Consider the following 26,149-nt stretch of genomic DNA (forward strand, 5'->3'; position numbering starts at 1 on the left):
TAATCCCCCTGCACCCCCTCAAGTACATGGAGTGGTGAACAGGCATCTACCGATAAACCACGGAATTGGTGGTTCACAATAGAAAACGATTAAAACCCACCCCTTGTAAGGACAAGAGTGAGGGACACTAAATATTGACGCTCACATGGTCGAGAATTCGTTGCACCATCTGGCCCATAAACGGCTGTTCAGGCATAATTACCTGTTGAATGCCAAGATTGATTAATGCTTGGGCGCACGATGGGCCGACCGCTGCGACCAAGGCCTGTTGCATGGCCGCAATTAATGCTTGGGCTTGGCCTTGTTGCTCGGCAACGTGCAACAAATGGCGCACTTGAATTTGGCTGGTAAAGGTAAAAATATCGACCTGACCAGCAATTGCTTGTTCGATCAGCGCGAGCAGTGGGCTGATATCAGCAGGCAATTGCCATTCATACACACTATGTTCGTGGAGCACCGCCCCGCGTTCGCGGCAATAATCGGCTAATTTGCGATCGCGTTCGCCATAGTGCAACAAGCCAACGCCACGTTCGGCCAACTCAACTTGATCAAGGCTGTTGATCAGATCGTTGATGGTGTAGGGCGAGGCAGCGCTGATGCTTGGGCGTAATTCATAACGGCGTAACACGGCGGTTGGCTTAGGGCCACGGCAAACGAGGGTGGTTTTGGCTAACCCAGTCAACATGGCTTGCTCAAGCCCCACACTGGCAGCAGCATCAATTAATTGCTGCGTGCCAACCCCAGTCAACAAAATCAACAGATCGATCTGGCCTGCTTCAAGCTCTTGCAACACTGCCTGAGCGACTGGAGCCGCATCGACGCTGACCTCGCGTAAAGCTGGGGCATGGATTGGGTTCGCACCATGGCGACTGAGCAAGTTGGCTAATTCTGAAGCGCGGCGAGCTTCGAGAATTGCAATTCGTTGACCGTGTAAGCTACTCATTGGCTGCTCCGTTTGCCAGCGGCCATTGCTGGAACTGAGGCGGCTTCGCCAAATTTGATATTGATACCTTCGACGATTGGCCGTAATTGTACCGCACATGCCTTGAGTTCAGGTTGCTTGCTCATTGGGTCGGCGGCGTTGATGCTTAGCACATTCGGGTTGCCATCTTCCCAGTGAATTGGCATAAACAAACAGCCTGGCATGATTTCGGGATTGATTTGCACGATTGAGGTGCAACTGCCACGCCGCCCGATCACGGCGATTTTTTCGCCAGCGCTCACACCGAGCGTATTCGCATCGTCGGGGTGGATTTCGATAAAGCTGCCGTTATGGCGTTGATTGAGCTTGGCCACGTTGGCGGTGCGAGTGCGGGTATGCCATTGCTCCAATACCCGTCCGGTCGTCAGCCAAAATGGAAATTCGTAGCTTGGTACTTCGGCTGGCTCAACCGGAATCGTCACTTGGAAGTTGGCGCGACCATTGGCGGTTGCAAAACGACCATCGCTATACAAACGCACAGTGCCTGCATGATCTTCGGCGGGGCATGGCCATTGCAATGGGCCGTTACGTAGCCGTTCGTAGCTCACACCGCTCACATCAAGTGGGTAGCGGCCAGCGGTCAATCCTCGATATTCATCCCAAATCGCTTCAGCGTTGGCAAAATTAAGCTCGAAGCCCATGCGCTGGGCGACTGCTTGCACCAGCCACCAATCGGGCATGGCATCGCCTGGCGCTGGATAGGCTGGATTCAGCAAGGTAATATGCCGATCCGAGGCGGTGAAGGTGCCGATGCTTTCCGCCCATTGGGCAGCAGGCAAGGCAATATCGGCGTAGGCCAAACATGAGCTGGTATGATACACATCCTGCACAATCACCAATTCGGCTTTTTCGAGGGCAGCACGGATGGTGCTGTTATTGGGCATCGAGTGCAACGGGTTGGTGCCGATAATCCAAATTGCTTTGAGTTTGCCTTCGGCCAATTGGCTGAACATGGTTTGGGCATCAGGGCCAGGCGTAGCGCTGATACTGCCAATCGGAATGCCCCAGGCTTGCTCGATGGCGCTGCGATGTTCTGCTACATCAACCCGCCGATAGCCTGGCAATTGATGTGCGAGGTAGCCAACTTCGCGACCACCCATGGCATTGGGTTGGCCGGTTAGCGAGAATGGCCCACAGCCAGGCTTGCCGATTCGGCCTGTTGCCAAGTGCATGTTGATGATTGCGGTGGCTTTGGCAACTCCATTGCGACTTTGATTAACTCCCATGCTCCACATACTCAGGGTACGTTGGCTGGCAACCAGCATTGCCCCAGCGGTTTCGATTTCCTCAACCGTCAAACCTGTGGCCAAGGCGGTTTGGGCAGGTGTCCAACCAGCCACAGCCTCGGCGATTTCGCTCCAGCCAGTAGTGTGTTGGGCAATAAATTCATAATCAACTGCGCCATCACGAATTAGAATGTGCAATAAACCGTTGAGTAACGCTGTATCGCTGCCTGGGGCGGCGGCCAAATGTAAGCTGGCATAGCGCGAAGTTTGGGTGCGTCGTGGATCAACTACAATCAATTTAGCGCCATGCTTGCGCACTTGCTGCTCGATTCGGCGATAGACAATTGGATGGCATTCGGCGGTATTCGAGCCAACAATCAAGAAACAATCGGCTTGTTCAATATCGCTATAGCTACAGGGTGGGCCATCGGTTCCCAAAGTGCGAGTGTAGGCGGCAACGGCGCTGGCCATACACAAACGCGAATTAGCATCCATGGTGTTGGTGCCCATCAAGCCCTTGCAAAGCTTGGTCACCAAGTAGCTGGTTTCGTTGGTTAGTTGGCCCGAAAGATAAAAGCCAATCGCCTCATTGCCATGTTGTTGGCGAATTGCGTTCAGCCGTTGGGCAGCGTGGTCGAGGGCTTGATCGAGGCCAACCGAGTGTAGCGCTGCATTGCGATCGCTGCGAATCTGGGCATGAATTAGCCGTGTCGTGGGCGTGAGCATTTGCTCAATGGTTGCGCCTTTGATGCACAGCTTGCCTTGATTGGCGGGGTGAGCGCTATCGCCGTTGACCCGCACGACCTTGCCATCGTTGACGGTCAATTCAATTCCACAGCCAACGCCACAATATGGGCATTGTGAACGCACAACGTTACTCATGATGCTTATTCCCCATCCATAACGGCGAGTTCAGCAGCAATCCGCCCAGCCAATTGATCAACTGGGATTTTGCGAGCTTTAAGGGTTGCCAGTTGCTGATGGTTGCCACCAACAAATAGATCGAAAGCATCGACGATTGTGCCATCTTCGAGCCGCAAACGCTGAGCTTGCAAACCAATTTCGCCAACGTGATGCTGACCACAGGCGTGTACGCAGCCCGAAACTTTCAAATCGACGCGGCGTTCAGCAGGAATTAAGCTGGCCAATTCGGTGGCAACTTGCAACGATAATTCTTTGGTATCGCTCAAGGCAAAGTGGCAATAATCGCGACCTGTACAACTGACCAAACCGCGCAACGCCCCAGGTGCATGTGGTTGCAGCACTTGTAGCAATGGCTCAGCCAACAAGCGTTCGAGGCAGGTTTCGTGCACATTCGGAATCAGAATGTTTTGATCGGGGGTCAAGCGCAGTTCGCCAGTGCCATAGGCATCGGCCAAATCAGCGATTTCGACCATTTGCTCGGCGTTAGTTCGACCAACTGGCACTAATAAACCAACCGTTACAAAGCCAGCCTCTTGTTGTTGATGAATGCCCAAGTGGTCGCCGCTATGCTCAATCAACAACGATTCGCCAGCGCTGAAGAAGGCTTGACCAAACACCTTTTCAACTTCGGCCATAAAGCGCGGCATGCCCCATTCGCGAATCAGCCATTTCAAGCGGGCTTCGGTGCGTTTTTCGCGTGAGCCATTGTCGCGGAACACCGTCAAGACCGCGCGACAGAAAGGCAAGGCTTGTTCAGTGGTTAAGAAGATGCCTGCATCTTGGCCCAGTTGCGGCGATGTGCCGCCCAATGCTCCGCCCAGCGCTACGTGGAAACCGAGCACACGATAGCCATTAATTTCTTTGGCGGCAGGAGTCATGCCAATATCGTTGGCTCGGCTATGGGCACAATCGTGCGAGCAACCGCTGATCGTAATATTGAATTTGCGCGGCAAATCGCTGAACTCGCGGCCAAGCAAGGCCAACGAAACGCTTTGGGCAATGGGGGCAGCGTTGAAAATTTCTGCGTGGTGCAGGCCAGCCAAGGGGCAGCCCATCACATTGCGATAGTTATCAAGCCCAGTTTGTTGGGATGTTAGGCCAACATTTTGCAAGCGTTGAAACACTTCTGGCACATCTTCGATGCGCAACCAGCGCAATTGAATATTTTCGCGGGTGGTCAAATCCATGGTGTTGCGGCCAAAATCGCGCGAGATGCTGACGATTGCCCGCATTTGGCGCGTGCTCAGAATGCCATTGGGAATGCGCAGGCGTTGCATAAAGAAGCCAGGCGTTTGCTTGCGGTGTAACAATCCATACCATTTCAAGCGCTCAAGCTCATCTTCGGGAATCGCATCGAAGCCTAAGCGAGCATAGCGATACAGATCAGGCAAGACATCAAGCCCATTTTTGACCTTTTTGATGGTTTCAATTTGAACAGCCATGAGCTTCCTCCATAACAGCCTCAAGCATCAAGTCATCGTCGTATTCGCGAATTTGGCGCGGCGTGCAATCGTATAAACGGCGGAAGGCGGCGCTAAAGTGGGCGGCGCTGGCGTAGCCCAAGCGGCTGGCGATCGTTCCAATCGGCAAATTGGTGCTGGCAAGCAGCATATTGGCCTCGCTGAGCCGCAACATTTGTAAATAACTAAGTGGGCTAAGCCCAGTACAAGCCAGAAAATCACGTTGCAATTGGCGTGGGCTGATGTGTAAGGTTGAAGCCAATTGACTAATACTTGGTGGCCGCTCTAAGTTTTTCATCATCAAAGCTTGGGCTTTTTCGACCGACTGAGCTTGGGTTGGTGCATAACCATTTAAGGTTGTTTGGAAATCGAGCGCACTTAACAGCGCCAAAAAGGTTGTGGCCGCGTTTTCCAACGTCGCTGGTGGAGCTTCGGGCAGGGCTGCGATCGTGATTAATTGACGGGCTGCATGGAGCGCTGGTGGTGGCACGTAGCGGACTGCCAACAAGGGCGAACGAACTGCATCTTTGATCAAATAGGCATGGCGCTGATTGAATTGTGGATGTTGGTTCAGAAAATGCTGCCAACCATCGTTCGTCCAAGTCAAGTTGAGCCAATCGGTCGTTGCACCAGGCAAGTAGCGAATCCGCATCGGGTCGATCTGCGGGCTAGTCAAGACCAACGAGGTTGGAGCTTGACAAAAGCTGCGGTCGCCATAGCTGACATAGCGTGTGCCACTCAAGGTCAATTGCATCGACCAACTGCGCCAACGCTCGATTTGCGGCATCAGCGGGCGTTGGTCGGTAAAGCGCCGACGTTCGATGGTCAGGCCTGGGCGGCGAAAGAGCGGCAGCGTTGTCGCCCATTGCAAGTTATTCCGAAAACGCACCAATCCATTCATGGTCGGCCTACACTTCTAGGTAGCCAATGTCGAGAATCAACAGGCCGCTACCTTCACCGGCGACGCACACGTCGAGCACGGTTCCGGCGGAGTGTTCCTCAACGATGGCAAGTGACACATGAATTGCTGAATCGGCGGCTACCGGAAAGTAGCGTAGAACTTGACCATTGCGCAAAATTGAAACATTGACCAAGCTGCTTACGGTGCTGCCAGCTCGAAAATAGAGCATGCCCGTGGTGCGATCTGCTGGCACAACATAGCGCAGATCGAGCATTTGTGGGTTGAAAAAACCCTTGCCTTCGAATTCGATGATTGTATGCAGGAGCACTGGAGTGCCCTCACCCATAAACATGCCCATGACCCCGTCCTTTCGTTGATGTGGAGGATCGACGTTTGGGGGCAGTCATTGCCGAACATGAGCATCGCTGCTGCCTACGCTCGCAACGTTGAGAGCATGGGCAGGCGAGGTGAGGTATTGGTACAAGGAGTGTAGCAGAGGCTTCGCATATACAATACCATAGTGCTGGTTTGTGGCTATCGGGCAATTCTACCAGTGCTGCTTGTTGGGTTTTTGTGCAGGTTGTACAAGCTAGTTAGCTGGGTACTGCTGGGTACTATAGAAAAAACGACATGAGCATGGAAGTATGGAACAAACGATTTAAGGCTTAACAAAGCCATAATAATCGTTTATTAATCACTGGTAAAAGAGGCAACATCTTAAGCAGAGCACTCGACAAGCAGTCGAATTGCTCTATACTACTGCCCAAGCAGGCGACCAACGGTGAGCGTAAGCGAGGCTTCAAACGCACACATTCATCCCGACGTTGACTGAATTGCTCAAATAGGCAGAACATTGGCTGATTAGCAATGAGTGCTGGTGGCAGTTAGCCCTATTTGAATAGGTTTCCTAATATGTTAACCATTAAATGCTAAACACCCAGGGCAGTGTTGCTCTAGGTGTTTTTGCGGTTAATCGAGCTATATAGCTAGATTGGGCTAGTGCCAATCACTCGCATGGGGTAGCGTAAAGCGGGTTAAAAGTGGGATAGTTTGTCAAGTAGGCCTAAAGTCCTGTAGGAAAAAAGGCCAATATGCGCTATGGTATGCCATAGTACAATAAGAGTCAGAAGATCAAACTCATTGTGAATACTTCCCAGTTTGATTAAAGGCTCAGAGAACTCGGTGCATGGGGGCTATTGAAAGGCTCCTTTTTTATTGTTCAGCACCAAGGTTCACGCGCGGAGGGACTATGCAGCCAAGCTTTGTGCAACAACGATTCAGGTCAGTAGTTAGTGCTCTTATCATTTTAACGTTTGGTCTTGGTTCATTTAGTTGGCTGTTACAATCGGCGTTTGCCAATACGATTGATGCAACACCATATTTAAATCCATTAGCGCCCGATTTTGGCATTCAAGCGGCGATTGATGCTGCGGCTGCTCAGGGGGGCGGCACGGTGCGCTTACCCGCTGGTAGCTTTACCCTCGAAACCTACCTCGATCTTAAAACTGGCGTGACTTTGCAAGGGGTCGGGGCTGAGACGATTTTAAAGGCTGGTCGTAACGAGCAACGGGTTTTTGTCACGCAAACTGGCAGCAATCTTTCAACAATTAAAGTTGCCAGCGTTACGCCATTTCGAGTTGGTATGATCGTCTATGTCTGGCGTTCGACAGAATTGCGCTTCTTGCCTGGCTCCTATGAAATTATGAGCATCAATAGTACTAATCAAACGATCACGCTTGATCGCGCGGTCAATTACCCGCTGACTGCTAATGTTTCGCAAGTGTCGTATGGTTTGTACACCAAATTGACCGGTGCTGCCACCCAAGGAACCAATGTGATCAGCGTGGCCGATACCAGCGTGTTCAATCCAGGCGAAGGCATCATTATTAAAGGAACTGAAGGTACAGGCATTGGCAATTGGGGTGTTGAGCAAAATATGGTCGATTCGATCAATACCAGCAACAACACGCTGACCCTCAAAAAGCCTTTGACGCTTTCAGTGCCCAATAACTCAGTCGTATCGCACGCCTATTCGGCGATTTTTGCGCTTGGAACCAATTTCAACAATCGCTTGCAAAATATGGGTGTACGCGATTTGACGATTGAGGGCTGGAACACCAACCAAAAGCCGGCCTTCTATGAGTTTTATATTGGAGCGATTAACTTTGTCTATTGCCGCTTTGTGACGATCGATAACATCACCGTGCGCTATTGGCATAGCGATGGCGTAAGCTTGCAATCGTGTGATCAAAGCACGGTCAGCAATAGTCTGGCAACTGCTAATCGTGGCCATGGCTTCCATCCAGGTACTGCTTCACGCGATATTGAATTTTTCAAAATTCAAGGGATTGGCAATTTGGGCTATGCAGCACGTGGGACTGCTGGCGATGGTTTGTACTATTGTTGGGCTAACCAACGAGTTAATATTCGCCAGAGCGTTTTCCGTAATAATGCTGGCTCAGGCGTTGGCGATTTAGGTGGTGGCGATACCGATAATTCCTCACGTGATACCGATAACATCATTGAAGATAGCATTATGGAAGGCAATTTCCGCGCTGGGATTGAGGTTAATGGTGGTGGCAATACGGCCAATAACATTATTCGCCGCAACGTGATTCGCAATAACAACACTGGCAATCAAGATTATGCTGGCATTAACTTGCTTTCCAAGCGCGGCCCAGTCCAACGCTATATCATCCAAGATAATATTGTTGAAAACACAGCGGGCAGTAACCAACTCTTTGGGATTCGTGAGGTCAACTTGGCTGTGCCACCCACCACCCCAGTTGATTATCTGACCGATTTCAACACGATCACCAATAACACGATTTATAACCACCCAAGCAATAATTTGGTAGTGATTGGCCCCAACACCGTCGCCACTGGCAATATTTTCACTGCACCAGGCGCGGTGATCACACCAACGCCAACCAATATTCAACCAACTGCGACTGCTACAATCGCGCCAACCAACACTCCAACCCCAACTGGTTCGTATGTGCCACGCTTGATTATGTACAATGCCGATACTGATCAAGTTATGTATGATCCAATTCCCAATGGCGTGACAATTAATTATGCGACGCTGGGAACCCGTAATATCAGCATTGTTGCTCCAACCGCGCCTTCGAGCGGGATTGGCAGCGTGCGTTTTTGGGTTGATAGCGTGGTTTATCGCACCGAAAGTGGTCGGCCTTATTCAATCGCTGGCGATCAAACCAATGGTACAGATTTCTTGCCGATGAATCCGGCCTTGGCCCATGGAACCCATGTGATCAAAGCAGCCACCTACACAGGTTCAGGTGGAACTGGCACACAAGGCACACCCTATCAAATTGTGATTAATATTGTTGATAGTAATGCCACGGCTACGCCAATTCCAACCAACACCAATACCCCTGTACCAACTGTACCAACCGCGACCGCAACTGCAACGAACACGCCAACCAACACGCCGACCAATACGGCAACCAACACGCCAACGGCAACAGCAATTGCAACCGCGACTAATACGCCAACTGAGATTGCAACGCCCACGGCCACGGTAACGGAAGTGGCGACGGCCACACCAACCGAAATCGCCACGATCACCGCAACCGCGACTGACGTTGCCACGGTCACTGCGACAGAAATTGCTACAGCTACGGCGACAGCGACGATTACGGCAACATTAACGAACACACCAACCAATACACCGACTAATACTGCAACTGCAACGCTGACTGAGACACCTACGGCGACGCTTGAGCCAAGTGTTACACCAAGCAATACACCAACGGCGACAACCACGGTTACGACTCCAGTGCCGTCAACCCATCATGTTTATGCGCCATGGGTTACCAACTAAAAGTAGGGGGTTTGTTAATCCAACAATGGGAGCTGAGCGGCAGGGGAAGGTTTTTAAGCTATGATGGGCATGAGGATCGGGGGCCATGCTGTGCTTGGGCCAAGGGCATGGGCGTGATTGACGCTGCGGCATGTGCATTCGGAGCCATCCCAGCTTGATATTCTAACTAAACATGAATGCGAACTCTGTAATGGTTTATCGCATGAACAATGGTCAGCATACCCTTATCCCTAGTCCGCTTTTTTGCCCGCCGCAGTGGGAGCAGGGCTGGGGGTGAGAGGCCCAATGAACCATGATACCTATTACCTAGCCCCGTTCCCAGCCGTGCTCCCTAGTGAAGCATTAAAAACCTATTCCCATAATGTTATCAAGAACAGCACGAGGCAACGAACCGTTGGGCCATGCTTGGGTTGGCTAGCCAATGCAGATGGATATAACTTGCTAGTAAATTGCCAGCTTGGTAGCCTTCATGCTGCTGAGGCGTGCCGTCGGGCGCAATTATGCAATAGGCTGCTGTGGCTGGCTCAGGGTTTTCCCAGCGCGAATAGTGGAATTCATGGCCGCGCACTTGGCTGTTAGCACTGAACAAGGGATTATCATTGCAAACGCTGATTGTGCGATAGCCCAAACTGACTTTTTGATGCATCTGGCTGCTGCCTGGCAGTAAACCTACCATCGGCCAAGGCTGACCTGCTTGATCAACAATCGCCTCGGTCAAGTACATCAGCCCGCCACATTCAGCATACATCGGCACATTCGCAGCATGAGCTTGACGTAATGCATTGAGCATGGCCTGATTAGTGCTCAACTCAGCAGCATACAACTCAGGATAGCCGCCACTCAAAATGATTCCAGCGCAATTGGTGGGCAACTGCTGATCGGCGATTGGGCTGAATAAGGCGATTTCGGCTCCGGCGGCCTGCAAACATTCTTGCATCTCAGGGTAGATAAAACTAAATGCTGCGTCATAAGCCACTGCAATGACTGGCCGCTGTGCATACTCAATTGGGCTGATTGGCAGTGGCTCTAACTGAATTGGTGGGGCACTTTGGGCTAAACTGACCAATTGCTCAAGCTGGCAGGTGCTGCTTAGCGTCGTTGCCACTGCATCAAGCGTTTCTAAAATAGTCTGCTTCGCAGATTCAGCAGTTACTAAACCGAGATGACGTTCAGGTAGGTTGAATTGAGCTTGGCGGGGCAAATAGCCCAAGCATTTAATGCCGGTGTGTTGCTCAATCGCTGTAGCACATAAATCGGCATGGCGTGCGCTGCCAACCTTGTTCAGCAACACCCCGCCGATCTGCACCTGTGGATCGAAGTGCTGAAAACCTGCTACTACGGCGGCGGCGCTGCGGGCCATGCCGCCAGCATCGACCACCAAAACGACTGGTGCTTGCAATAAGCGGGCGATATGGGCGGTGCTGCCAGTATCATCGAGTGCGCCATAGCCATCGAATAGCCCCATCACGCCCTCGATAATTGCCAGATCGGCAGGGGCAGCGATTTGGCAAAAATGGCGTTGCAATTGCTCTGGCGTAAATAACCAGGCATCCAAATTGCGACACGGGCGCTGGGCAACTAAGCTATGATGGCCAGGATCGATATAATCGGGGCCACATTTAAAGGGCTGAACGTTAAGGCCCAGCCGCCGAATCGCCCCAATCAAGCCAGCAGTTAACAAGGTTTTGCCGCTGCCACTATGGGCGGCAGCAATAATCACACGGGCAGTCAAACAATACTCCTATCCACAAAAAAGCCAAGCACCAATTGCTGATGCTTGGCAAACTTGATTAATTGACCAATTTAGCTATGGCTGGCGGCGGCTTCTTCTGGCAATTGATTGCCAGCATCGTGAATGGCTTTGGTGGTGTTGGTGAGCAATAGAATCACAATCCCACCTGCAAACAGCGCAATCAACGAAAGAATTGCTTGGCGATACGAGCCAGTGGCGGCAATTACCCGCGCAAAAATAAACGGCCCAATCCACGATGTGCCACGCTCGGAAATTTCGTAAATGCCATAGAAGGCAGCTTCGCGACCATGCGGGATCATACGTGAGAACAAAGCGCGGGAAAGCGATTGTGAACCGCCGAGCACCAAAGCGATTGCCGCACCCATAAACCATGCCTGGAACACGCTATCTAAGAAGGCATAGGCATAGACGATCACACCTGTCCAGATAAACAGCGAGATCAAAATCGCCCGTTTGGTGCCAACTTTACGTGAAATTCGTTCGAAGCCCAAGGCTCCGCCAAAAGCCACAAATTGAATCATCAACACCAAACCGAGCAAAAACGATTGAGCGTCGTCTGAGCTTTGGCCTTTGGCTATAAATAGCTCGTTGACCAAAAAGACTGACGAAATGCCAATCACAGTTTGGATGCCATCGTTGTAGAGCAGATAGCCAATCAAAAAGCGCAAGGTTTGGCGCAAACGCCCAAGGTCGCGAAAGGCACTCCGGAGTTCGCGCACACTGACCGTGAGATAATGTTGGCCCGCCGGAACCTTGCGAGCTGAAGCGCGATTTTTGAGCCGTTGAATGCCGAAATAGCCGAAAATTCCCCACCACAGCCCTGCCGAAGCTAAGGAGATGCGCACAGCCATGGAGGTTGTCAGGCCAAACGTTTCGGCAAACACCACCAGCACCAAATTAACTGCGAGCAAAACCCCACCGCCAATATAGCCAAACGCAAAACCTTGGCTCGAAACCTTATCGCGCATGTCCTCGGTGGTAATTTCGTTGAGGAAGGCATTGTAGAAAACGATTGAAGCGCCAAAACTGAGGTTAGCAACCACAAACGCTAGCGCCGCAAACAGATAGGTTGCCGGCGTGGCGATATAGAGCATGGTCGTGGCGGCAGCACCCAGCAAACAAAAGAACATCAACAATTGCTTCTTGATATTGGTATAGTCGGCCAACGCTCCTAGCAAAGGCAAAAAGAGAAATTGCAATAACACCGATAACGAAACTGCATCGGGGTAGAGCGATTCGGCAGTAACCTTGTAGATGCCTAAACTTAGCACTGTGCCACCATCGCCAACCGCTTCTTTGGCCAAGGCCTCTAAAAATGGCCCAAATAAAGCGGCAATCACGGTGGTGGTAAACCCTGAGTTTGCCCAGTCGTAAAGCCGCCAACCTGCGATCTCCCGTCGATCATTGACTGGATGAGCTGAATCTGTGCTCGGAACTGAATTGGCCACTGGTGGTCTCCTTGTGCCATGCAAGAGGAAGAATGGGTGTTCCGTGGGTGTGCGCCTAAGTATAGCCGATTGTAGGATTTTTCGGATACACCCAAGGGTACAAGCACAGGATGATGGTTTGTTGAAGCGGCGGTTAACAATTAGCTCAATTTTTTGATCAAGCTTGAATGGATGCAGCAACTGGCTAGCAATCAAGTTCTTGCTAGATTTGATATGTCGTGTAGGCGTAAATCCTCGCTAAAAACCTAGCAATAACCAGCACCATTCAGCAGCAATTATGCGCCACGCATGGAATAGATTATGCTAGCAAATTGGAAACGTTGCCTTGCTGATCATCGCTTGTTTTGGAGTGAATTGGCGTTGTATACTAACAATTGCTAAGGCGAAATGATGATATATGGCTTGGGAAATCGTGCTAGAAAGAGAGTTTATCAATGAATCAGCATGAGGATGATCGCGCTGCCGAACAGGCAATATTGGAGCGTTTGGCAACCCTCAGCACGATGCAGTTTGATGATGTTGATCGTGCAATTCAGACCTATCTGGCAGTTGCATGTGAAGTAACTGGTACGGCTACCGCCCTGATTGGCGATTTGAATCGAACCCATCAATATATTCGGGCAATTTATCCAGCGACGACCGGCAATTTGGCAGCCGGCAGTACGCTTGCCCGTGAAGATACTTTTTGTCAGTATATTGATGTGACAGCACAACCTTTGGTGGTTGACGATGCTGAGCTAGATCTGCGGGTTCAGCGCTTGCTTGAACGGCTAGAAACACCCGTGCGAGCCTATTTGGGCGTGCCAATTCCAGCTTCAACCGCAGGGTTGACTCCAACCTTGTGTACCTTTGATCCGCAGGCGCATTGCTTTACACCAATCCATGTGGCAGCGCTTAAACTTTTAGCCCACCAAATTGCCCGCTGGATGCCGCTGCTACGTGCGCCCGCGACTGATGAGCCGCCCGTTGCACTGACGAATCTGAGTGTCGCTGAACTTAACCAAATCGTCGCCCACGATATTCGTAATCCACTGCATTTTTTGCAGGGAACTTTAGAATTATTGCAAGGTGATCCGTTATTACCAGCTGATCATGCGCTTGGCTCGTTGTTGCCCCAAGCCTATAACTCAGTCTTGCATATTCAGCGGCTTGTGCGCGATTTGGTCGATGGCACTGCCTTGATGACTGGAACGCTCTCATTTGTGCGCCATACAATTGATCTAAGCACGTTAATTTCTGAGATTGTGGCTGTTGCTAGCACGATGCTGCGTTCAACCTGTCGCATTCATCAGGAGATCGCGCCAGATCTCCCGCCGCTGATCAGTGATCGTGATCGGATTTGGCAAATTGTGCACAATCTTGTCAGCAATGCGGTGCGCTATACCGAGGCAGGCACGATTACGATTCGGGCTTATCCCAACGATCATCACATGTTGAAGATTGAAATTGAAGATACCGGGCCTGGCATCAACCCTGCTGATAGCGTGCGGATTTGGGAACGCCACACGCGTGCTAGTACGATCGCCCAAGGCTGGGGCTTAGGTTTAGCAATTGTGCGGGCACTGGTGCTGGCCTTGGGCGGGCAAGTTGGCATGACCAGCACGTTGGGCCAGGGTAGTTGTTTTTGGGTAACTTTTCCCTTCGTTCGGCCTGAACCAGCCTTGGTCGATTATCAGCCTTGGCGTTCGTAGTGCTTTGCTCATTTGACCAATAACCTAATTGCTCGCTTGCTCAGGTGCGTCACAATAATGTTGCAGCACATTCCATAACTCAGGATTATAGTTAAAGTATAAAGGACTATGCGTAAACTTCGAGCTATGGATCAGTTTAATTCTTTGAAAAATAAACGGACGTTCCAAGATTGTCCGTTTAATCTCAGTTCGATCAATTGGAATTTCCCGAATAAATAATGGATAGATGATGATCCCATTGCTATAGATTTCGATCGGCAGTGCTTGGCCTTTGCTCACATTCCATTTGGCTTCAAGCTTAATTTTTTTCTTATAGAGCAATGTTCCATTGGCTTTAAGCTCAGCAATTGCCGTTTTTGGTGCAGTTGCTTTAAAAAATGGCAGGCCCATTGCAACGATCAAGAAGATCGTAACACCAAAAAGAAACAGCATAAACTGAAAAATTGGATCGTGCATACTTCCCTCAAATCATCATTTGTGGCGTTAGCCGCCGTGATCAAGCCTATACGGTACGCTTGATCACAGCGATTGTTGCTAAAGCCTAACGCTCATCGGGATAGGTTATGCCCCAGCTTTGACGCAATTGATCCATGGTATTGATCAAGCTGCGCGAAGCTGCCCACGAAACAATGGGGCTTTCGATTAAGCCTGCTTGAATACATTCGGCCACATGGGCAACTTCGGTAACATAGCCATTGCCAATGAATGGCAGATCAAGGGTTTCACTTGGTTGGCCGTTGTTTTGTACTACTAATTGTTGCGAGTGCCAAAAATTGCGTTGAAAGCGAATATAGCCGCTGCTGCCAGTGACGGTTGCTTCGCATGGCCCCGCTGCTCTCACGCTGGCAACACAGTTGGCTTGGCGATCATCGCCATATTCCAAAATAATACTTTCTTGTTCATCAACCCCAGTTTGCCCAAGTTGGGCTTGACCATAAACGCTGGTTGGCGCACCAAAAAGATACAAGGCCAAGGCCAAGGGGTAAATCCCAATATCGAGCAATGCCCCACCACCAAGCGCTGGATCATACATGCGATGGCTTGGATCAAACGGGAAGTGTACGCTGAAATCGGCATGGAATAGGTGTGGCTTGCCAATTGCCCCGGCCTCAATTAATTGTTTAGCCTTGATTGTGCTAGGGTGAAACCACATCCACATAGCTTCCATCAAAAAGCGTTGGTTAGCTTGGGCTGCGGCGATCATCGCTTCAACTTGTTGACTGTTGATGCCCATTGGTTTTTCGCACAGCACATGTTTGCCAGCATTCAAACAGGCGATCGTTTGTTCAGCATGGCGTGGGTGCGGCGAACCAATAATCACCACATCCAATTCGGGGTCGGCCAAAAAGGCTGCCTGATCGCTATAGGCATGGGCAAATTGATGGGTTTGGGCGAAGTTTTCAGCCGAGGCTTGATTGCGCGAAAGCACGCTCCAACGTTGGGCATTCGGCAAATCGGCCAAGGCATTGGCAAATTGTTCAGCGATCCAGCCTGTTCCGAGTAGCCCCCATTTGAGTTGTTGCATGAATGTTCTCCAACAGTCGATGAATCCGGTCTCATGCTACCACGTAATTGGCTAACGACGTTTAAACAGGCGATTAATACTTGATCATAATCGTGGTCTATTTGTGATCAGGGTGTGAACATTGATCAATTGCTCTCGACAAGCCTGATCGTTCGGCGTATGATCGGGGTTATTCGTACTAAGGAGTAGCCACATGTTACGACAGCAACCACCTGGGCCAACCCCGCGTTTTCCCAATTTGTTGATGCGCTTTCGGCGTAATCCTTTACTTTTTTTAACTCAAGCCGCGCGTGAATATGGCGATGTGGTGCGTTTGAAATTTGGGCCGCGTGAATTAATTTTGTTAAATCACCCTGATGATATTCATGCGATGTTGGTAACCAATCAGAAGATTTTGGCTAAAAGTGTGGTTTTGCAACGCTCCAAACGTTTATTGGGCAATGGCTTGTTAACCAGTGAAGGCGAGCAACATATGCGCCAGCGCCGTTTGGTGCAGCCCGCTTTTCATCGCAAACGGATCGCAGGCTATGCTGAGGTGATGGCAAACTATGCTGCCGAAATGCGCGAACAATGGCAACCAGGCCAAGTTTTTGATGTCCATGCTGAGATGATGCGCTTGACCTTGCGAATTGTGGCTAAAACCTTGTTCGATGCCGATGTTGAGCGTGATGCCCAAGCGGTTGGCGAGGCGCTCGAACATTTGCTCAATCGCTTTAATGTGATGATTCTGCCCTTTGCTGAGTTGATCGAACGCTTGCCGTTAGCCTCGAATCGGCGGGTTCAAGCCAGCATCCAATATCTTGATCAATTGATGTTTCGGGTGATCGAAGAACGCCGCCACGATCAACGCGACCATGGCGATTTGCTCTCGATGCTGCTGCTGGCCCAAGATACCGAGGGCGATGGCACAGGGATGGATAATCAACAAGTGCGCGATGAAGCAATTACGCTATTTTTGGCTGGCCATGAAACCACCGCGAATGCTTTGAGTTGGACATGGTATTTGCTTAGTCAACATCCTGCAATTGCTGAACGTTGGTATCGCGAACTCGACGAGGTGTTGGCGGGGCGCATTCCAACCATGGATGATGTTCAAAACCTGAGCTATACCCGCATGATTTTGGCTGAATCAATTCGCATGTATCCCCCAGCGTGGATTATGGGGCGCGAAGCCTTGGCCGACTATCACGTTGGTGATTATATTTTTCCTGCTGGGATTGGCCTGACCGTTTCGCCGTTTGTGGTGCATCACGATGAACGTTGGTTTCCCAATGCCTATCAATTTAATCCTGAACGTTGGACAGCGGAGCAAATTGCTCAACGTCCGAAGTGGAGCTATATTCCGTTTGGTGGTGGCTCGCGGATTTGCATTGGCGAACAATTTGCTTGGATGGAAGGGATTTTATTGTTGGCAACGATTGGTCAACGCTGGCGCTTAAAGCTGATGCCTGGGCATCCGGTAGCCTTGCAACCTGTGATTACCCTACGGCCACGCCATGGTATTAAGATGGTCGCGGTTGCTCGCTGAATCATCAGCATTAGCCTAATACTCCTAGTAGGCCAATAGCCAAGCAGGGTTGTGAAGTGCTTAAAATTCACGCCAAAACTCAACTGCTCATTTGACATGTTCTGTGTTACACTGGCCATGCAGCAGGGTGAGTAAATTAACATTGTTCTTGGGTAGTGGCCTACTAAGCCATGTGGTAGCACATGGAGGAGTCTTGAACATGCTAAGACGAACCGCATTGGGGATGCTGGTAATCATCGGTTTGGCCTTGGTTAGTGCGTGTGGGGGTGCTTCACAACCTCAAGCCGAGACGATCAAAATCGGCTTTTTTGGCCCAATGAGCGGCAACAGTGCTAGCGATGGCACGCACTCGATGTATGCTGCGAAATTGGCGATTGATCAAGCAAACGCCAACCAAACTGTGCCCGGCAAGACCTTCGAGTTGATAACCTATGATGATCAACTTGATCCCAATCAAGCAATTACGGTTGCCCAGAAACTCGTCACTGAAGATAAAGTTCGCGCCGTGATTGGCGGCTCCTACAGCAGCACAACCCGCGCAGCCGCGCCAGTCTTCCAACAAGCTGGCATCCCCATGTTAGCGGCTTATGCCACCCATCCTGAGGTTACCAAAACTGGTTCGATGATCTTTCGCGTCATTTATATAACGACAGTCCAAGGTAATGCATTGGCGGTTTATGCCACAACCAAGCTCAATTATCGTAATTTCCACGTGCTGAATATTAATAATGATTATGGGCGGAGCATCACCGAAGCCTTTACCAAAACTGCTCAAGCCAATCATTCAACAATCGTCAGCGCGAGCGAATATGCCAGTGATGCCACTGATTTTAGCAGCCAAATTGCGACGATTAAGGCCAAACCAGCCGATGCCTTGATTTTGGTGGGTTATTATGCCCAGAGTGCTGATATCATTAAACAAGTGCGTCAGGCAGGCATTACCTTGCCAATTATTGGCTCCGATGGCTTGGATTCGCCGTCGTTGGTCGAGCTTGGTGGTAGCGATGTTGAAGGCGTGATTTTGGCAACCGATTTTTCGCGCAATGATCCACGATCAATTGTACAGAATTTTATTCGCGAATATCGTAATGCCCACGGAATTGATCCCGACGTTGTAGCTTCATCAACCTATGATGCTACCAATTTGTTGATCGATGCCTTCAAACGTAGCCCAGACAGCAGCTCAAGCGCGATTCGTGATACTTTGGCGGCAACCCAAACCTACGAAGGGGTGACGGGCGCAATTGTCTTTACGCCTGAACGTGAAGTTAATAAAACCGTGCTGTTCGTCAAAATTGAACGAGGAGCCTTTACCTTTTTGGATAAACTTGATCCTAGCCAATTGCCCTAAATCGATCTGAGCACGTCGTTCGATCCAACGTCGCAAAGCACCATTTCAGCAGAGGTAGGAATACATATGCGGGCACGGGTTCGCCAACGAGTTACCTGGATTATCTTGCTTGCGGCGTTGTTGCCGTTATTAGCGGTGTGGGCAATCGCCTTGACGATTAGCTATCGAGCGCAGCAGCGTTCGGCGCAAAATCAACAAGTGGCGCTCACTAACCTAGCCGCTGAAGATTATCGACGCTTTGTGCTGAATAGTATGGATGAGTTGCGCGGCGCTGCTGAAACGCTTGGGAATAATGGGAATCCCAGTCAGTTGAGCGATTTGCAGTTGGGTTCGCAAGTGCTATTTGGCTCAAGTTTTTCTGAAGTTGGGGTGTATAGCCTGAATGGCGAACGAATCGCAGTGGCGGCACGCTTGCGCGGCGTGCGCATGCCCGAATCGTTGGCAGGCTCACCATTATTGCAAATGGTGCAAAATCGCCAAGTTGCGATTGAAAACCCTGCGCCCTTGCAAGCCCTCTCCTTGCCACTTGCTCCCAGCGAAGTGCCGCACTTTCGGATGGCCTTGCCAATTTTGGGCAATGCCAACGCCCAATTAATTCTGGTCGCCGATATCAGCATGGATCGAATTTGGGAAACGACTTCGCGGATAGAATCAGCCGCCCAGATGCGGGTGTTGGTGGTTAATCAACAAGGCCAATTAATTAGCGCCGCCAATACCCAAGCGCTAATCGAGAATCAAGATTTATCCAGCTTACCCTTGCTGCAAACTGGCAATTCGATTGAAACCTATCGTAGCCCATTTGGCGAAGAAGTTTTAGGTGTGCGCACCTCGCTTGATCCTACCGATTGGATTTTGATCGTTGAACGACCGCTTGAGGTTATTTATAGTAATGTTCAAACCTTGGCAATTAGTTTGTTGATTGTGATTGGGATTGCCTTGCCGATTGTGGCGGCGATTGGTTGGTATGTTGGGCGGCGATTGGCCTTGCCCGTGCAAAAATTATATGCGAGCGTTACCCGTTTTACCGATGATCCCAATGCCTATACTCCGGTGCACCTCAACACCCGCGACGAATTGGCTAGCCTTGGCGAGGCCTTCAATACGATGGTGGTTGGCCTCAATGCCTCGCAAACACGGCTTTCTAAAATGAATGAAGAGCTTGAAACGCTGGTTGTGACCAGAACTGGCGAGTTGAATCAGGCGTTGGCTGAGGTGCAAGCCCAAAATCTTGAACAAGAACGCTTGCTCGAAACCGTGCGCCGTTTGAGCATGCCAACCATCCCAATTACTAAGCATATGCTGGTGATGCCGTTGGTTGGTGAATTTAGCGCTAATCGGGCTGGCGATATTAATGCAACGCTGCTCAAATCGATCGAACAACAACAAGCCAAAGTTGTAATTATGGATATTACCGGCGTGCCAGTTGTCGATCAATCGGTGGCGCGAGCCTTGATCAGTGCTTCGCATGCAGCGCAATTGCTGGGAGCGCGGGTGATTTTGGCGGGGATTCGCCCCGATATGGCCGAAACCTTGGTTAATTTACAGCTTGATCTTTCAGTGATTGATACGGAGGCAACCTTGGCCCAAGCCTTTAGCCGTGGCACTGAGTATTTGCAAAAGCGTCGGCGCTAAATTGAAAATCAATTATGCTCTGGTTCGTTGCGAATGTAGAGTTGCTTGAGTAGCGGTGTAAATACGCGGTAAAAGCGTTCGAGGGTGTCGATCATCCAAACGTGATGGTCGGCCCAGTGCTGATGATCGTGCAAATTGGCGTTGCGCCGAATTAGCCAAATTTGATATTCTTTGGTCAAAGGATTTTCGCGCCATTCAAGGCCAACCCCTAATTGTTGCTCGATTGCCACCCGTTGTTGGCGTAACCACCGAAAACGTAATTTGGCTGAAATACCACTGAGCATTACCGCCACGCCAATCCAATTATCGCGTTGATTCAAGACCGCTTGTAAGCTGCAATCGGCACGGCCTAGCGCAAAGCTGGTGCTTGGCTCGGAATGCGGTTTTTTTGCCCCAAGATGGCTATTACGCTCACGTAACATGGCATTAAAGCGCATCCAATAGCCTAAATAGATATTTTTGCTGGGGCTGGCCGGAGCTGGCGGCGCTACTGGCACTGGCTCGTTAGTGATTGCTAGTTCCCAATCGGCTGGCTTGCAAATCAGCTTGAAGTGCGGGGCAAATGGCGAATCATCAATTTGCCATAACTCCAATTCGATTGCAAAAAACAATAAATGAGGGAGCGTTTGTTGGTTGAGCCATTCGATCGTAGCACGATGCTCAGGCGTAAAATGCTCAGCAATCCAAATTAAAATCGTCGCCTTGACCGTGCTGGCGGTGGTGAGCAATTGCCCAAGATGGGCATGATCGCTGCCAGCTAATTGATTTTCGATCAAGACCTTGGTTTCGGTACGTCGATCGTAGCACACCAGACTTTGGCGTAAATTGCCAGTGCCTTTATTGAGTGCTTCGAAGCGTAATTCGAGGTTGGTGGCAGTGTTGAGCTGAGCGATATTTTCGGCTTGGGTGAGCCAGTGGGTAAAATGGCTAGCTGCCTGCCGCCAAGCATCATGAATGGGAACCCGTTTAAGCCGACCAAGCTGATTCATCGCCGTAATTCCTCACTACACCGTTGGGCTGCAAGCTGCTACAGATTATAGCATGAAGGGCGGGTTGCCCGGTTAAAGCTCCATCAAGCGATTGATTTGCTGCAGCGCCATGCCTGTTAGCATTCAGTTGATTCGTTAAAGGAGTTGCAACGATGGTAGATGATCGGCAAATTCTGGAAACTGAGCGCTTGATATTGTGCAAATTAACCCCTGATGATCTTGAGGCCTTATTCCGACTATATCGTGATCCGATCATTCGTGAGCACTTCCCTGAGGGTGTGTTGAGCCGTGAAGAAACTCAAGCCGAGCTTGATTGGATTATTAAGGTTTATTACGGCGACTATGGCTATGGCTTGTGGGCAACGATTTATAAACCAACTGGAGCTTTTATTGGGCGCTGTGGTTTACTGCCATGGGTGATCGACGAGCGCCAAGAAGTTGAAGTAGCCTATTTGCTCGATCAAGCCTATTGGGGACAGGGTTTGGCAAGCGAGGCTGCTCAAGCAATTGTTGCCTATGGGTTCGATCAGCTTCACTTTGATCGTTTGATTTGCCTACCAATCCCCGAAAATGCTGCTTCGATTCGGGTAGCTGAAAAAATGGGCATGCAGTTGGAGCGCGAGTTGGTGCTTGATGGCTCGCCCGCGCTGCTTTATTCAATTGCCAAAAGCTAGATTATGGTTGCGTTGGAAATGGCTCGACTGAATAGGCTCCGTTGCGGCCAACATAGATCGCCAAACGCCCACTAAGAAAGACCAGATAGCTGCTTACTCCTGCTGCCATGCTCTGCTGCAAAAATGTGGGATAGCTGATTTCGCCGCGTTGCGAGGCCTTGAGGGCTGTTTGAAAGGCGACTAAATCCAGTTGGCTCGCAATTGCTGGCAGCTTGTTTAGGTTTAATGGGTAGACGAAGCTTTGGCCTTGATGACCATAGTAGGTCATTTCAAGCCGAATCAGATCAACATGATATTGCTCGACACTTGGGCTTAGCCGCTGAATCACCTCAGGAAAGGGTAAGGTTCCGTTGAGGGTGCTCTCGGCACAGGCTTGCAGCAGTGTTTGATCAAACGTTGACATGGTGTTGCTCCATAACAGAATGCTATGGAGCAAGTTTAGTTCTCGGCCAACAGCAATGATTGAAGAAATGCGACATCCTTGCTTGTGGCTGCATAGGCTGCTGGCGATTGACCGACGCGGGCAGCAAATTGGCGAATAAAATGGGCTTGATCAGCGTAGCCCGAATCATGGGCAAGGCTAGCCCAAGAATTACGTTTGGCCAATGATCTCAGCGCCTGATCAAATTGCACTAAGCTGGCATAGGCCTTCGGTTGCAAGCCAATTTGCTGTTTGAATAGCCGTTCTAGTTGTCGCCGACTGAGGTTGACCTCACGCGCAAGCTGGCTAATCGGATATGTGCCCTTGGCTGCTAGCAGAATATTTACTGCATTGATGAGGCTAGCATGGGGTGAGCAGGCTTGTGGCATGAGTTGATCATATACAAATTGACTGACTAGTTCGGCAACGCTGGTTAAATCAGCCGATTGTAAGGCCAGCGTGTCGATTTGCTCAATCAGATATTCGAGCTGGCTCGCGGCTATAAATTCGTGCAATGGCACATGCTGATCGTGCAAATCGGCCATCGTATGCTTGAAACTAGCAAATACGCCGTATGGTTGAAAAACCAGCAAGATTGTTTGGGTTTGTTGGTCAGGCTGAAATTGGCGAATTGTTGATTGTAATCCCGTCAAGCCTAGGCGATTTAAGTGTTTAAACGTATTTGTTGGCTGCTGATGTACGCCCAAACGCCCTTGATATTGGATTCCTGCCACCGGAAATGGCGTTGGCAAGACCGGATAGGCTGAGGCTTCAGATCCATGTGCTTGATGCAAGACGATCGAACGAATCAATGGGCGTAACGCACGATTGACTGGCAGGCTAACCAAACTCATGCAGGCTCCTCGTATGGCGTGATGATGATGGATTCAAGATCGTATTTTAGCTGCCATAGGTTGATTGTTCAATCATCCACAAATTCCTGATATTTATCCCCTTCGTGGCCTTCGTGCGCTTCGTGGATCAAATGCTCTGCGCCTCTGCTTTTGCCTTCTGACTTTTGCCTTTTGATTTGTTCTATGTTCGCTTTGTGGTGGCCTAACTTTTTAGCCTGTGCTTGGATATATCTAGTGAGGGCGCACTCAACAATTGGCTGAAAGGAAGGATATGCACGATCACGAAGCTATAGCTCGACTCAAACAAGGTGATATCGCTGGGCTAGCCCCCCTTGTTCATCAATATCAATATCAGGCTGTCCGCGCAGCGATCTTGGTTGTCCGCGATCGGGCTGCTGCTGAAGATATTGTTCAATCGGCTTTTCTGCGGGTGGTGCAGCGCATCCAACAATTTGATAGCCAACGCGCCTTCGGCCCGTGGTTTATGAAAATTGTGTTGAACGATGCACTCAAAGATGCCCAACGCCGCGAACGCCAAAGCTCACTTGATCAATCAAACGCTGCTGGCTTGGCGTTGTTCGAAGAATTAATGAGCAACGAACCCCAACCAGAGGCCTTGCTGGAGCAAGATGCACTGCGCGAAAGCGTCATGCAAGCCTTGAACCAACTAACACCGTTGCAACGGGCAGCAATTGTGCAACGCTATTACCTTGGAATGAGCGAGGCCGAAATGGCCGATGATGCCGCCACCAGCGCAGGCGCAATCAAACAACGCTTGTTCGGTGCTCGCGAACGGTTACGTCGGCTCTTAGCCCCAATTATTAATGAATCTGTGTAGTCGAGGAGTCTGCAATGCATAACGATAAGCATATTTCACAAGCACTCACCAGCATCGCTGAGCATGAAGTGCCTGAAGGTTCGCTCAATTTGCTCAAGCCAATTCAAGCCCAAGTTGCGCTCAAGCCTCAAGCAACACGGCGGGTTGGTTGGTTGCGCCCCGCCATGATGGCCGCGTGTGGGGTGGCCTTGGCAGCGGTTGGTTTTGGCTTATTGCCCAGCCAAGTTAACCAAGTGAGTGCTCAAGAGGCCTTGCGCCGTGCCGAACAAGTAACCGCTTTTGGTTTGACGGGGATTGATTCGCTGCATGGCGTGCTCGAAACCCATGTACCCGGCACTGGCAGCGTAGTCAGCGAAAAAATTTGGGTGCAACAGCCAAACAAATTGCGCAAAGAAATTATTTGGCCAAGCGGCAACACAATGCCTGAGCAATACGAAACCCAAATTATGAATGGCGACGATGCTTGGGCATGGATCTCGCCAGCTGGCCAGCCCAACCTGGTTGATGGTACGGTCTCGCAATTCGCTGCGAGCGAGTTGGATGGCGCGTTGTATGTGATTCCCAATCCAACCGCTTCGCTCGACTCGAATGGCAATAGCGAAGGTTTGTGCGCTCAACCAGGCGATCAGCTTTCAACTGTTGGCCAAGAAAGCTTCTTGGGCCGTGATGCCTTGGTGATCGAATGTGTGATTGGTGGCGATAGCGACCAAGCCAATACGCGGCTCAAATTCTGGATCGACGATGAGTTGTTTGTGGTGTTGAAGTCGGAGTACTACGAGACCAACGGCGATTTATTCGTTGAATCAGCCTATACTGAATTCGAAGTTAATGGTTCGTATCCTGCCGACTTCTTCGCCCCACCAGCAGGCGCTCCAATCGACGTTACCGAATAAGCATTTAGCCTTAAGCCAGCGATCAATTGTTGATCGCTGGCTTTTTTTGATTTAAATGCAATCATGCCAACGACCGATTGACATGCACTTGGCTGGGCTACTACACTAACAGCGCTTCATGGGTGAAGCATTAGTGTTTCTGAACAAGCGGAGTATGGAATGCACCACAGCTCAACGAACGACGATATCGCAGCGATTCAGCAAGCAGCCTTGGATTATCTGGAATCTCAGCACAACCTCGATCCTGCACAAATGCAACGTAGTATTCATCCACGCATGGTCAAACGCACATTCTGGACGCATCGGGGCACTGGCAAACAATATTTGCGTGAAGCGAGCGCCGAGGAAATGATTTTGCTGGCAGCTAGCTATAATCGAGATGGCGATAAATTTCCCGCAACACCGCGCAAAACGGTTGAAATTTTAGATGTTCAAGCGAGCGTTGCTAGCGTGAAACTTACCGCTGACGAGTGGATCGATTATATGCATCTGGTTAAAATCAACGATCAATGGACAGTGATTAATGTGCTGTGGGCTTATCACGATCAGGATCTTCATCGCTAACTAGCATAATCAATCAGTTGCGTGGTAGCGCTTGGATGCTACCACGTCAGCTAATAACTGCTTAACGCGCCCCATTAACGGACGAATGCCAATCTCATTGCATTCCACTGTTGCCGCAACGCGATCTCCATACGTTTTTCATTAAATCATTGCACTTTGGTTAGATTTGGTAGGAAATGTCAAGTTTTCTATCGGTGGAGCTGCTATAACTCCTTCAGAATGAGTCAAAGCCAACTCTGGAGGAAATTATGCACTTTTTAAAGGTTTTGTTGATCGTTTGTTGTACGTTAGTTGCGGCAATTCAGGTTCAGGCTGCGCCCTCTGCTGGCGTGGTTGGCACTGGTACGCCCGCTAGTTGTACCGAAGCTGCTCTGGATGCGGCGCTAACCAACGGCGGCATTATTAGCTTTAATTGTGGTGGCGCAGCCACGATCAATCTTACAAGCGATAAAATTTTGGTTAGTTCTACCACGATTGATGGGGCAAATCAAATCACGCTGAGCGGGCGCAATCTCAATCGCTTGTTTGTAGCCAACGGCGCAATTCAGCTAAATCTCCGAAATTTGACCCTAGAAGCAGGGTTTTCGGCGGTTGGCGGCGGGGCATTGGAGTTGGTTGGAGCCGAGGTTGTGCTCGATAAGGTGATTC

21 protein-coding genes and 1 pseudogene are annotated in these 26,149 nt (G+C 50.2%); 10 read left to right on the plus strand and 12 right to left on the minus strand.

Annotated features, from left to right (window positions below):
• Nucleotides 1-127: 127 nt before the first annotated feature.
• Genes DEF47_RS10830 through DEF47_RS10850 form a run of 5 tightly spaced genes read right to left on the minus strand, consistent with a single transcriptional unit; the run spans nt 128 to nt 5,851 of the window.
• Nucleotides 128-943 (minus strand): uroporphyrinogen-III synthase, encoded by an 816-nt coding sequence (locus tag DEF47_RS10830; RefSeq protein WP_012189878.1) that lies wholly within the window; start codon nt 941-943, stop codon nt 128-130.
• Entirely contained in the window at nt 940-3,090 is a 2,151-nt protein-coding gene (locus DEF47_RS10835) for a molybdopterin oxidoreductase family protein (RefSeq protein WP_012189877.1), read from the minus strand. Before DEF47_RS10835 ends, DEF47_RS10830 begins: the two co-directional genes overlap by 4 nt.
• Before the next feature lie 5 nt (nt 3,091-3,095).
• On the minus strand, nt 3,096-4,574 hold the full coding sequence (locus DEF47_RS10840; RefSeq protein WP_012189876.1) for a ferredoxin-like domain-containing protein: 1,479 nt from the start codon (nt 4,572-4,574) through the stop codon (nt 3,096-3,098).
• A complete protein-coding gene (locus DEF47_RS10845; protein WP_012189875.1) occupies nt 4,558-5,493 on the minus strand; it encodes an AraC family transcriptional regulator in 936 nt (311 codons plus the stop codon). The genes DEF47_RS10840 and DEF47_RS10845 overlap by 17 nt, the downstream gene beginning before the upstream one ends.
• Nucleotides 5,494-5,500: 7 nt before the next feature.
• Nucleotides 5,501-5,851: a hypothetical protein gene (locus tag DEF47_RS10850; protein ID WP_012189874.1), complete on the minus strand. Its 351-nt coding sequence runs from the start codon at nt 5,849-5,851 to the stop codon at nt 5,501-5,503.
• An 891-nt stretch (nt 5,852-6,742) separates the two neighbouring features.
• On the opposite strand from DEF47_RS10850, the gene DEF47_RS10855 reads away from it, so the two are divergent.
• Nucleotides 6,743-9,340, plus strand: a complete 2,598-nt coding sequence (locus DEF47_RS10855) for a right-handed parallel beta-helix repeat-containing protein (RefSeq protein WP_012189873.1) — start codon at nt 6,743-6,745, stop codon at nt 9,338-9,340.
• Nucleotides 9,341-9,707: 367 nt separating this feature from the next.
• Here DEF47_RS10855 and DEF47_RS10860 read toward each other — a convergent pair whose 3' ends face one another.
• A complete protein-coding gene (locus tag DEF47_RS10860; protein ID WP_012189872.1) occupies nt 9,708-11,072 on the minus strand; it encodes a cobyrinic acid a,c-diamide synthase CobB in 1,365 nt (454 codons plus the stop codon).
• A gap of 71 nt (nt 11,073-11,143) precedes the next feature.
• Nucleotides 11,144-12,541: an MFS transporter gene (locus tag DEF47_RS10865; protein WP_012189871.1), complete on the minus strand. Its 1,398-nt coding sequence runs from the start codon at nt 12,539-12,541 to the stop codon at nt 11,144-11,146.
• 434 nt (nt 12,542-12,975) lie between these two features.
• Here DEF47_RS10865 and DEF47_RS10870 point away from each other — a divergent pair, with 434 nt between their 5' ends.
• A complete protein-coding gene (locus tag DEF47_RS10870) occupies nt 12,976-14,232 on the plus strand; it encodes a GAF domain-containing sensor histidine kinase (protein WP_012189870.1) in 1,257 nt (418 codons plus the stop codon).
• Nucleotides 14,233-14,256: 24 nt separating this feature from the next.
• Here DEF47_RS10870 and DEF47_RS10875 read toward each other — a convergent pair whose 3' ends face one another.
• Together DEF47_RS10875 and DEF47_RS10880 are read right to left on the minus strand one after the other, a co-directional pair.
• On the minus strand, nt 14,257-14,688 hold the full coding sequence (locus DEF47_RS10875; RefSeq protein WP_012189869.1) for a hypothetical protein: 432 nt from the start codon (nt 14,686-14,688) through the stop codon (nt 14,257-14,259).
• 85 nt (nt 14,689-14,773) lie between these two features.
• Nucleotides 14,774-15,757, minus strand: a complete 984-nt coding sequence (locus DEF47_RS10880; RefSeq protein WP_012189868.1) for a Gfo/Idh/MocA family protein — start codon at nt 15,755-15,757, stop codon at nt 14,774-14,776.
• A 193-nt stretch (nt 15,758-15,950) separates the two neighbouring features.
• Here DEF47_RS10880 and DEF47_RS10885 point away from each other — a divergent pair, with 193 nt between their 5' ends.
• From DEF47_RS10885 to DEF47_RS10895, 3 genes are all read left to right on the plus strand, one after another.
• Nucleotides 15,951-17,285 carry a cytochrome P450 gene (locus DEF47_RS10885; RefSeq protein ID WP_012189867.1) on the plus strand — a complete coding sequence of 445 codons (1,335 nt, stop codon included), beginning with the start codon at nt 15,951-15,953 and terminating at the stop codon, nt 17,283-17,285.
• Between the two features lie 199 nt (nt 17,286-17,484).
• Nucleotides 17,485-18,636 carry an ABC transporter substrate-binding protein gene (locus DEF47_RS10890; RefSeq protein WP_012189866.1) on the plus strand — a complete coding sequence of 384 codons (1,152 nt, stop codon included), beginning with the start codon at nt 17,485-17,487 and terminating at the stop codon, nt 18,634-18,636.
• Between the two features lie 66 nt (nt 18,637-18,702).
• The gene (locus DEF47_RS10895) at nt 18,703-20,268 is read left to right on the plus strand and encodes an STAS domain-containing protein (RefSeq protein WP_012189865.1); all 1,566 of its coding nucleotides are present in this window, start codon (nt 18,703-18,705) and stop codon (nt 20,266-20,268) included.
• Between the two features lie 8 nt (nt 20,269-20,276).
• On the opposite strand, the gene DEF47_RS10900 is transcribed toward DEF47_RS10895, so the two are convergent.
• A complete protein-coding gene (locus tag DEF47_RS10900) occupies nt 20,277-21,257 on the minus strand; it encodes a DUF4268 domain-containing protein (protein ID WP_012189864.1) in 981 nt (326 codons plus the stop codon).
• A gap of 152 nt (nt 21,258-21,409) precedes the next feature.
• Between DEF47_RS10900 and DEF47_RS10905 the strand changes: the two genes are divergently transcribed.
• Complete coding sequence (locus tag DEF47_RS10905) at nt 21,410-21,931, plus strand: GNAT family N-acetyltransferase (protein ID WP_012189863.1); 522 nt, start codon at nt 21,410-21,412, stop codon at nt 21,929-21,931.
• Nucleotide 21,932: 1 nt separating this feature from the next.
• Here DEF47_RS10905 and DEF47_RS10910 read toward each other — a convergent pair whose 3' ends face one another.
• Nucleotides 21,933-22,334 carry a DUF1398 domain-containing protein gene (locus DEF47_RS10910; RefSeq protein ID WP_012189862.1) on the minus strand — a complete coding sequence of 134 codons (402 nt, stop codon included), beginning with the start codon at nt 22,332-22,334 and terminating at the stop codon, nt 21,933-21,935.
• Between the two features lie 35 nt (nt 22,335-22,369).
• A complete protein-coding gene (locus DEF47_RS10915) occupies nt 22,370-23,206 on the minus strand; it encodes a helix-turn-helix domain-containing protein (protein ID WP_012189861.1) in 837 nt (278 codons plus the stop codon).
• Nucleotides 23,207-23,477: 271 nt separating this feature from the next.
• Between DEF47_RS10915 and DEF47_RS10920 the strand changes: the two genes are divergently transcribed.
• The 4 genes and pseudogenes from DEF47_RS10920 to DEF47_RS10935 form a co-directional block, all read left to right on the plus strand.
• The gene (locus DEF47_RS10920; protein ID WP_012189860.1) at nt 23,478-24,044 is read left to right on the plus strand and encodes an RNA polymerase sigma factor; all 567 of its coding nucleotides are present in this window, start codon (nt 23,478-23,480) and stop codon (nt 24,042-24,044) included.
• A gap of 14 nt (nt 24,045-24,058) precedes the next feature.
• Nucleotides 24,059-24,937, plus strand: coding sequence for a LolA family protein (locus tag DEF47_RS10925; protein WP_012189859.1), 879 nt, complete (start codon nt 24,059-24,061; stop codon nt 24,935-24,937).
• Between the two features lie 159 nt (nt 24,938-25,096).
• Nucleotides 25,097-25,501, plus strand: a complete 405-nt coding sequence (locus DEF47_RS10930; protein WP_012189858.1) for a nuclear transport factor 2 family protein — start codon at nt 25,097-25,099, stop codon at nt 25,499-25,501.
• A gap of 248 nt (nt 25,502-25,749) precedes the next feature.
• Nucleotides 25,750-26,149 (plus strand): annotated as a pseudogene (locus DEF47_RS10935) (hypothetical protein); the annotation flags it as partial.

The organism is Herpetosiphon sp. (genome assembly GCF_003512625.1).
GTDB lineage: Bacteria > Chloroflexota > Chloroflexia > Chloroflexales > Herpetosiphonaceae > Herpetosiphon > Herpetosiphon aurantiacus.

Bases quoted from the DNA above. Each gene is read 5' to 3' on its own strand.
- DEF47_RS10920 (WP_012189860.1), top strand. From the start codon at position 23,478: ATGCACGATCACGAAGCTATAGCTCGACTCAAACAAGGTGATATCGCT.
- DEF47_RS10895 (WP_012189865.1), top strand. From the start codon at position 18,703: ATGCGGGCACGGGTTCGCCAACGAGTTACCTGGATTATCTTGCTTGCG.
- DEF47_RS10880 (WP_012189868.1), bottom strand. From the start codon at position 15,757: ATGCAACAACTCAAATGGGGGCTACTCGGAACAGGCTGGATCGCTGAA.
- DEF47_RS10925 (WP_012189859.1), top strand. From the start codon at position 24,059: ATGCATAACGATAAGCATATTTCACAAGCACTCACCAGCATCGCTGAG.
- DEF47_RS10905 (WP_012189863.1), top strand. From the start codon at position 21,410: ATGGTAGATGATCGGCAAATTCTGGAAACTGAGCGCTTGATATTGTGC.
- DEF47_RS10870 (WP_012189870.1), top strand. From the start codon at position 12,976: ATGAATCAGCATGAGGATGATCGCGCTGCCGAACAGGCAATATTGGAG.
- DEF47_RS10890 (WP_012189866.1), top strand. From the start codon at position 17,485: ATGCTAAGACGAACCGCATTGGGGATGCTGGTAATCATCGGTTTGGCC.
- DEF47_RS10875 (WP_012189869.1), bottom strand. From the start codon at position 14,688: ATGCACGATCCAATTTTTCAGTTTATGCTGTTTCTTTTTGGTGTTACG.
- DEF47_RS10830 (WP_012189878.1), bottom strand. From the start codon at position 943: ATGAGTAGCTTACACGGTCAACGAATTGCAATTCTCGAAGCTCGCCGC.
- DEF47_RS10900 (WP_012189864.1), bottom strand. From the start codon at position 21,257: ATGAATCAGCTTGGTCGGCTTAAACGGGTTCCCATTCATGATGCTTGG.
- DEF47_RS10835 (WP_012189877.1), bottom strand. From the start codon at position 3,090: ATGAGTAACGTTGTGCGTTCACAATGCCCATATTGTGGCGTTGGCTGT.
- DEF47_RS10910 (WP_012189862.1), bottom strand. From the start codon at position 22,334: ATGTCAACGTTTGATCAAACACTGCTGCAAGCCTGTGCCGAGAGCACC.
- DEF47_RS10930 (WP_012189858.1), top strand. From the start codon at position 25,097: ATGCACCACAGCTCAACGAACGACGATATCGCAGCGATTCAGCAAGCA.
- DEF47_RS10885 (WP_012189867.1), top strand. From the start codon at position 15,951: ATGTTACGACAGCAACCACCTGGGCCAACCCCGCGTTTTCCCAATTTG.
- DEF47_RS10915 (WP_012189861.1), bottom strand. From the start codon at position 23,206: ATGAGTTTGGTTAGCCTGCCAGTCAATCGTGCGTTACGCCCATTGATT.
- DEF47_RS10845 (WP_012189875.1), bottom strand. From the start codon at position 5,493: ATGAATGGATTGGTGCGTTTTCGGAATAACTTGCAATGGGCGACAACG.
- DEF47_RS10850 (WP_012189874.1), bottom strand. From the start codon at position 5,851: ATGGGCATGTTTATGGGTGAGGGCACTCCAGTGCTCCTGCATACAATC.
- DEF47_RS10840 (WP_012189876.1), bottom strand. From the start codon at position 4,574: ATGGCTGTTCAAATTGAAACCATCAAAAAGGTCAAAAATGGGCTTGAT.
- DEF47_RS10855 (WP_012189873.1), top strand. From the start codon at position 6,743: ATGCAGCCAAGCTTTGTGCAACAACGATTCAGGTCAGTAGTTAGTGCT.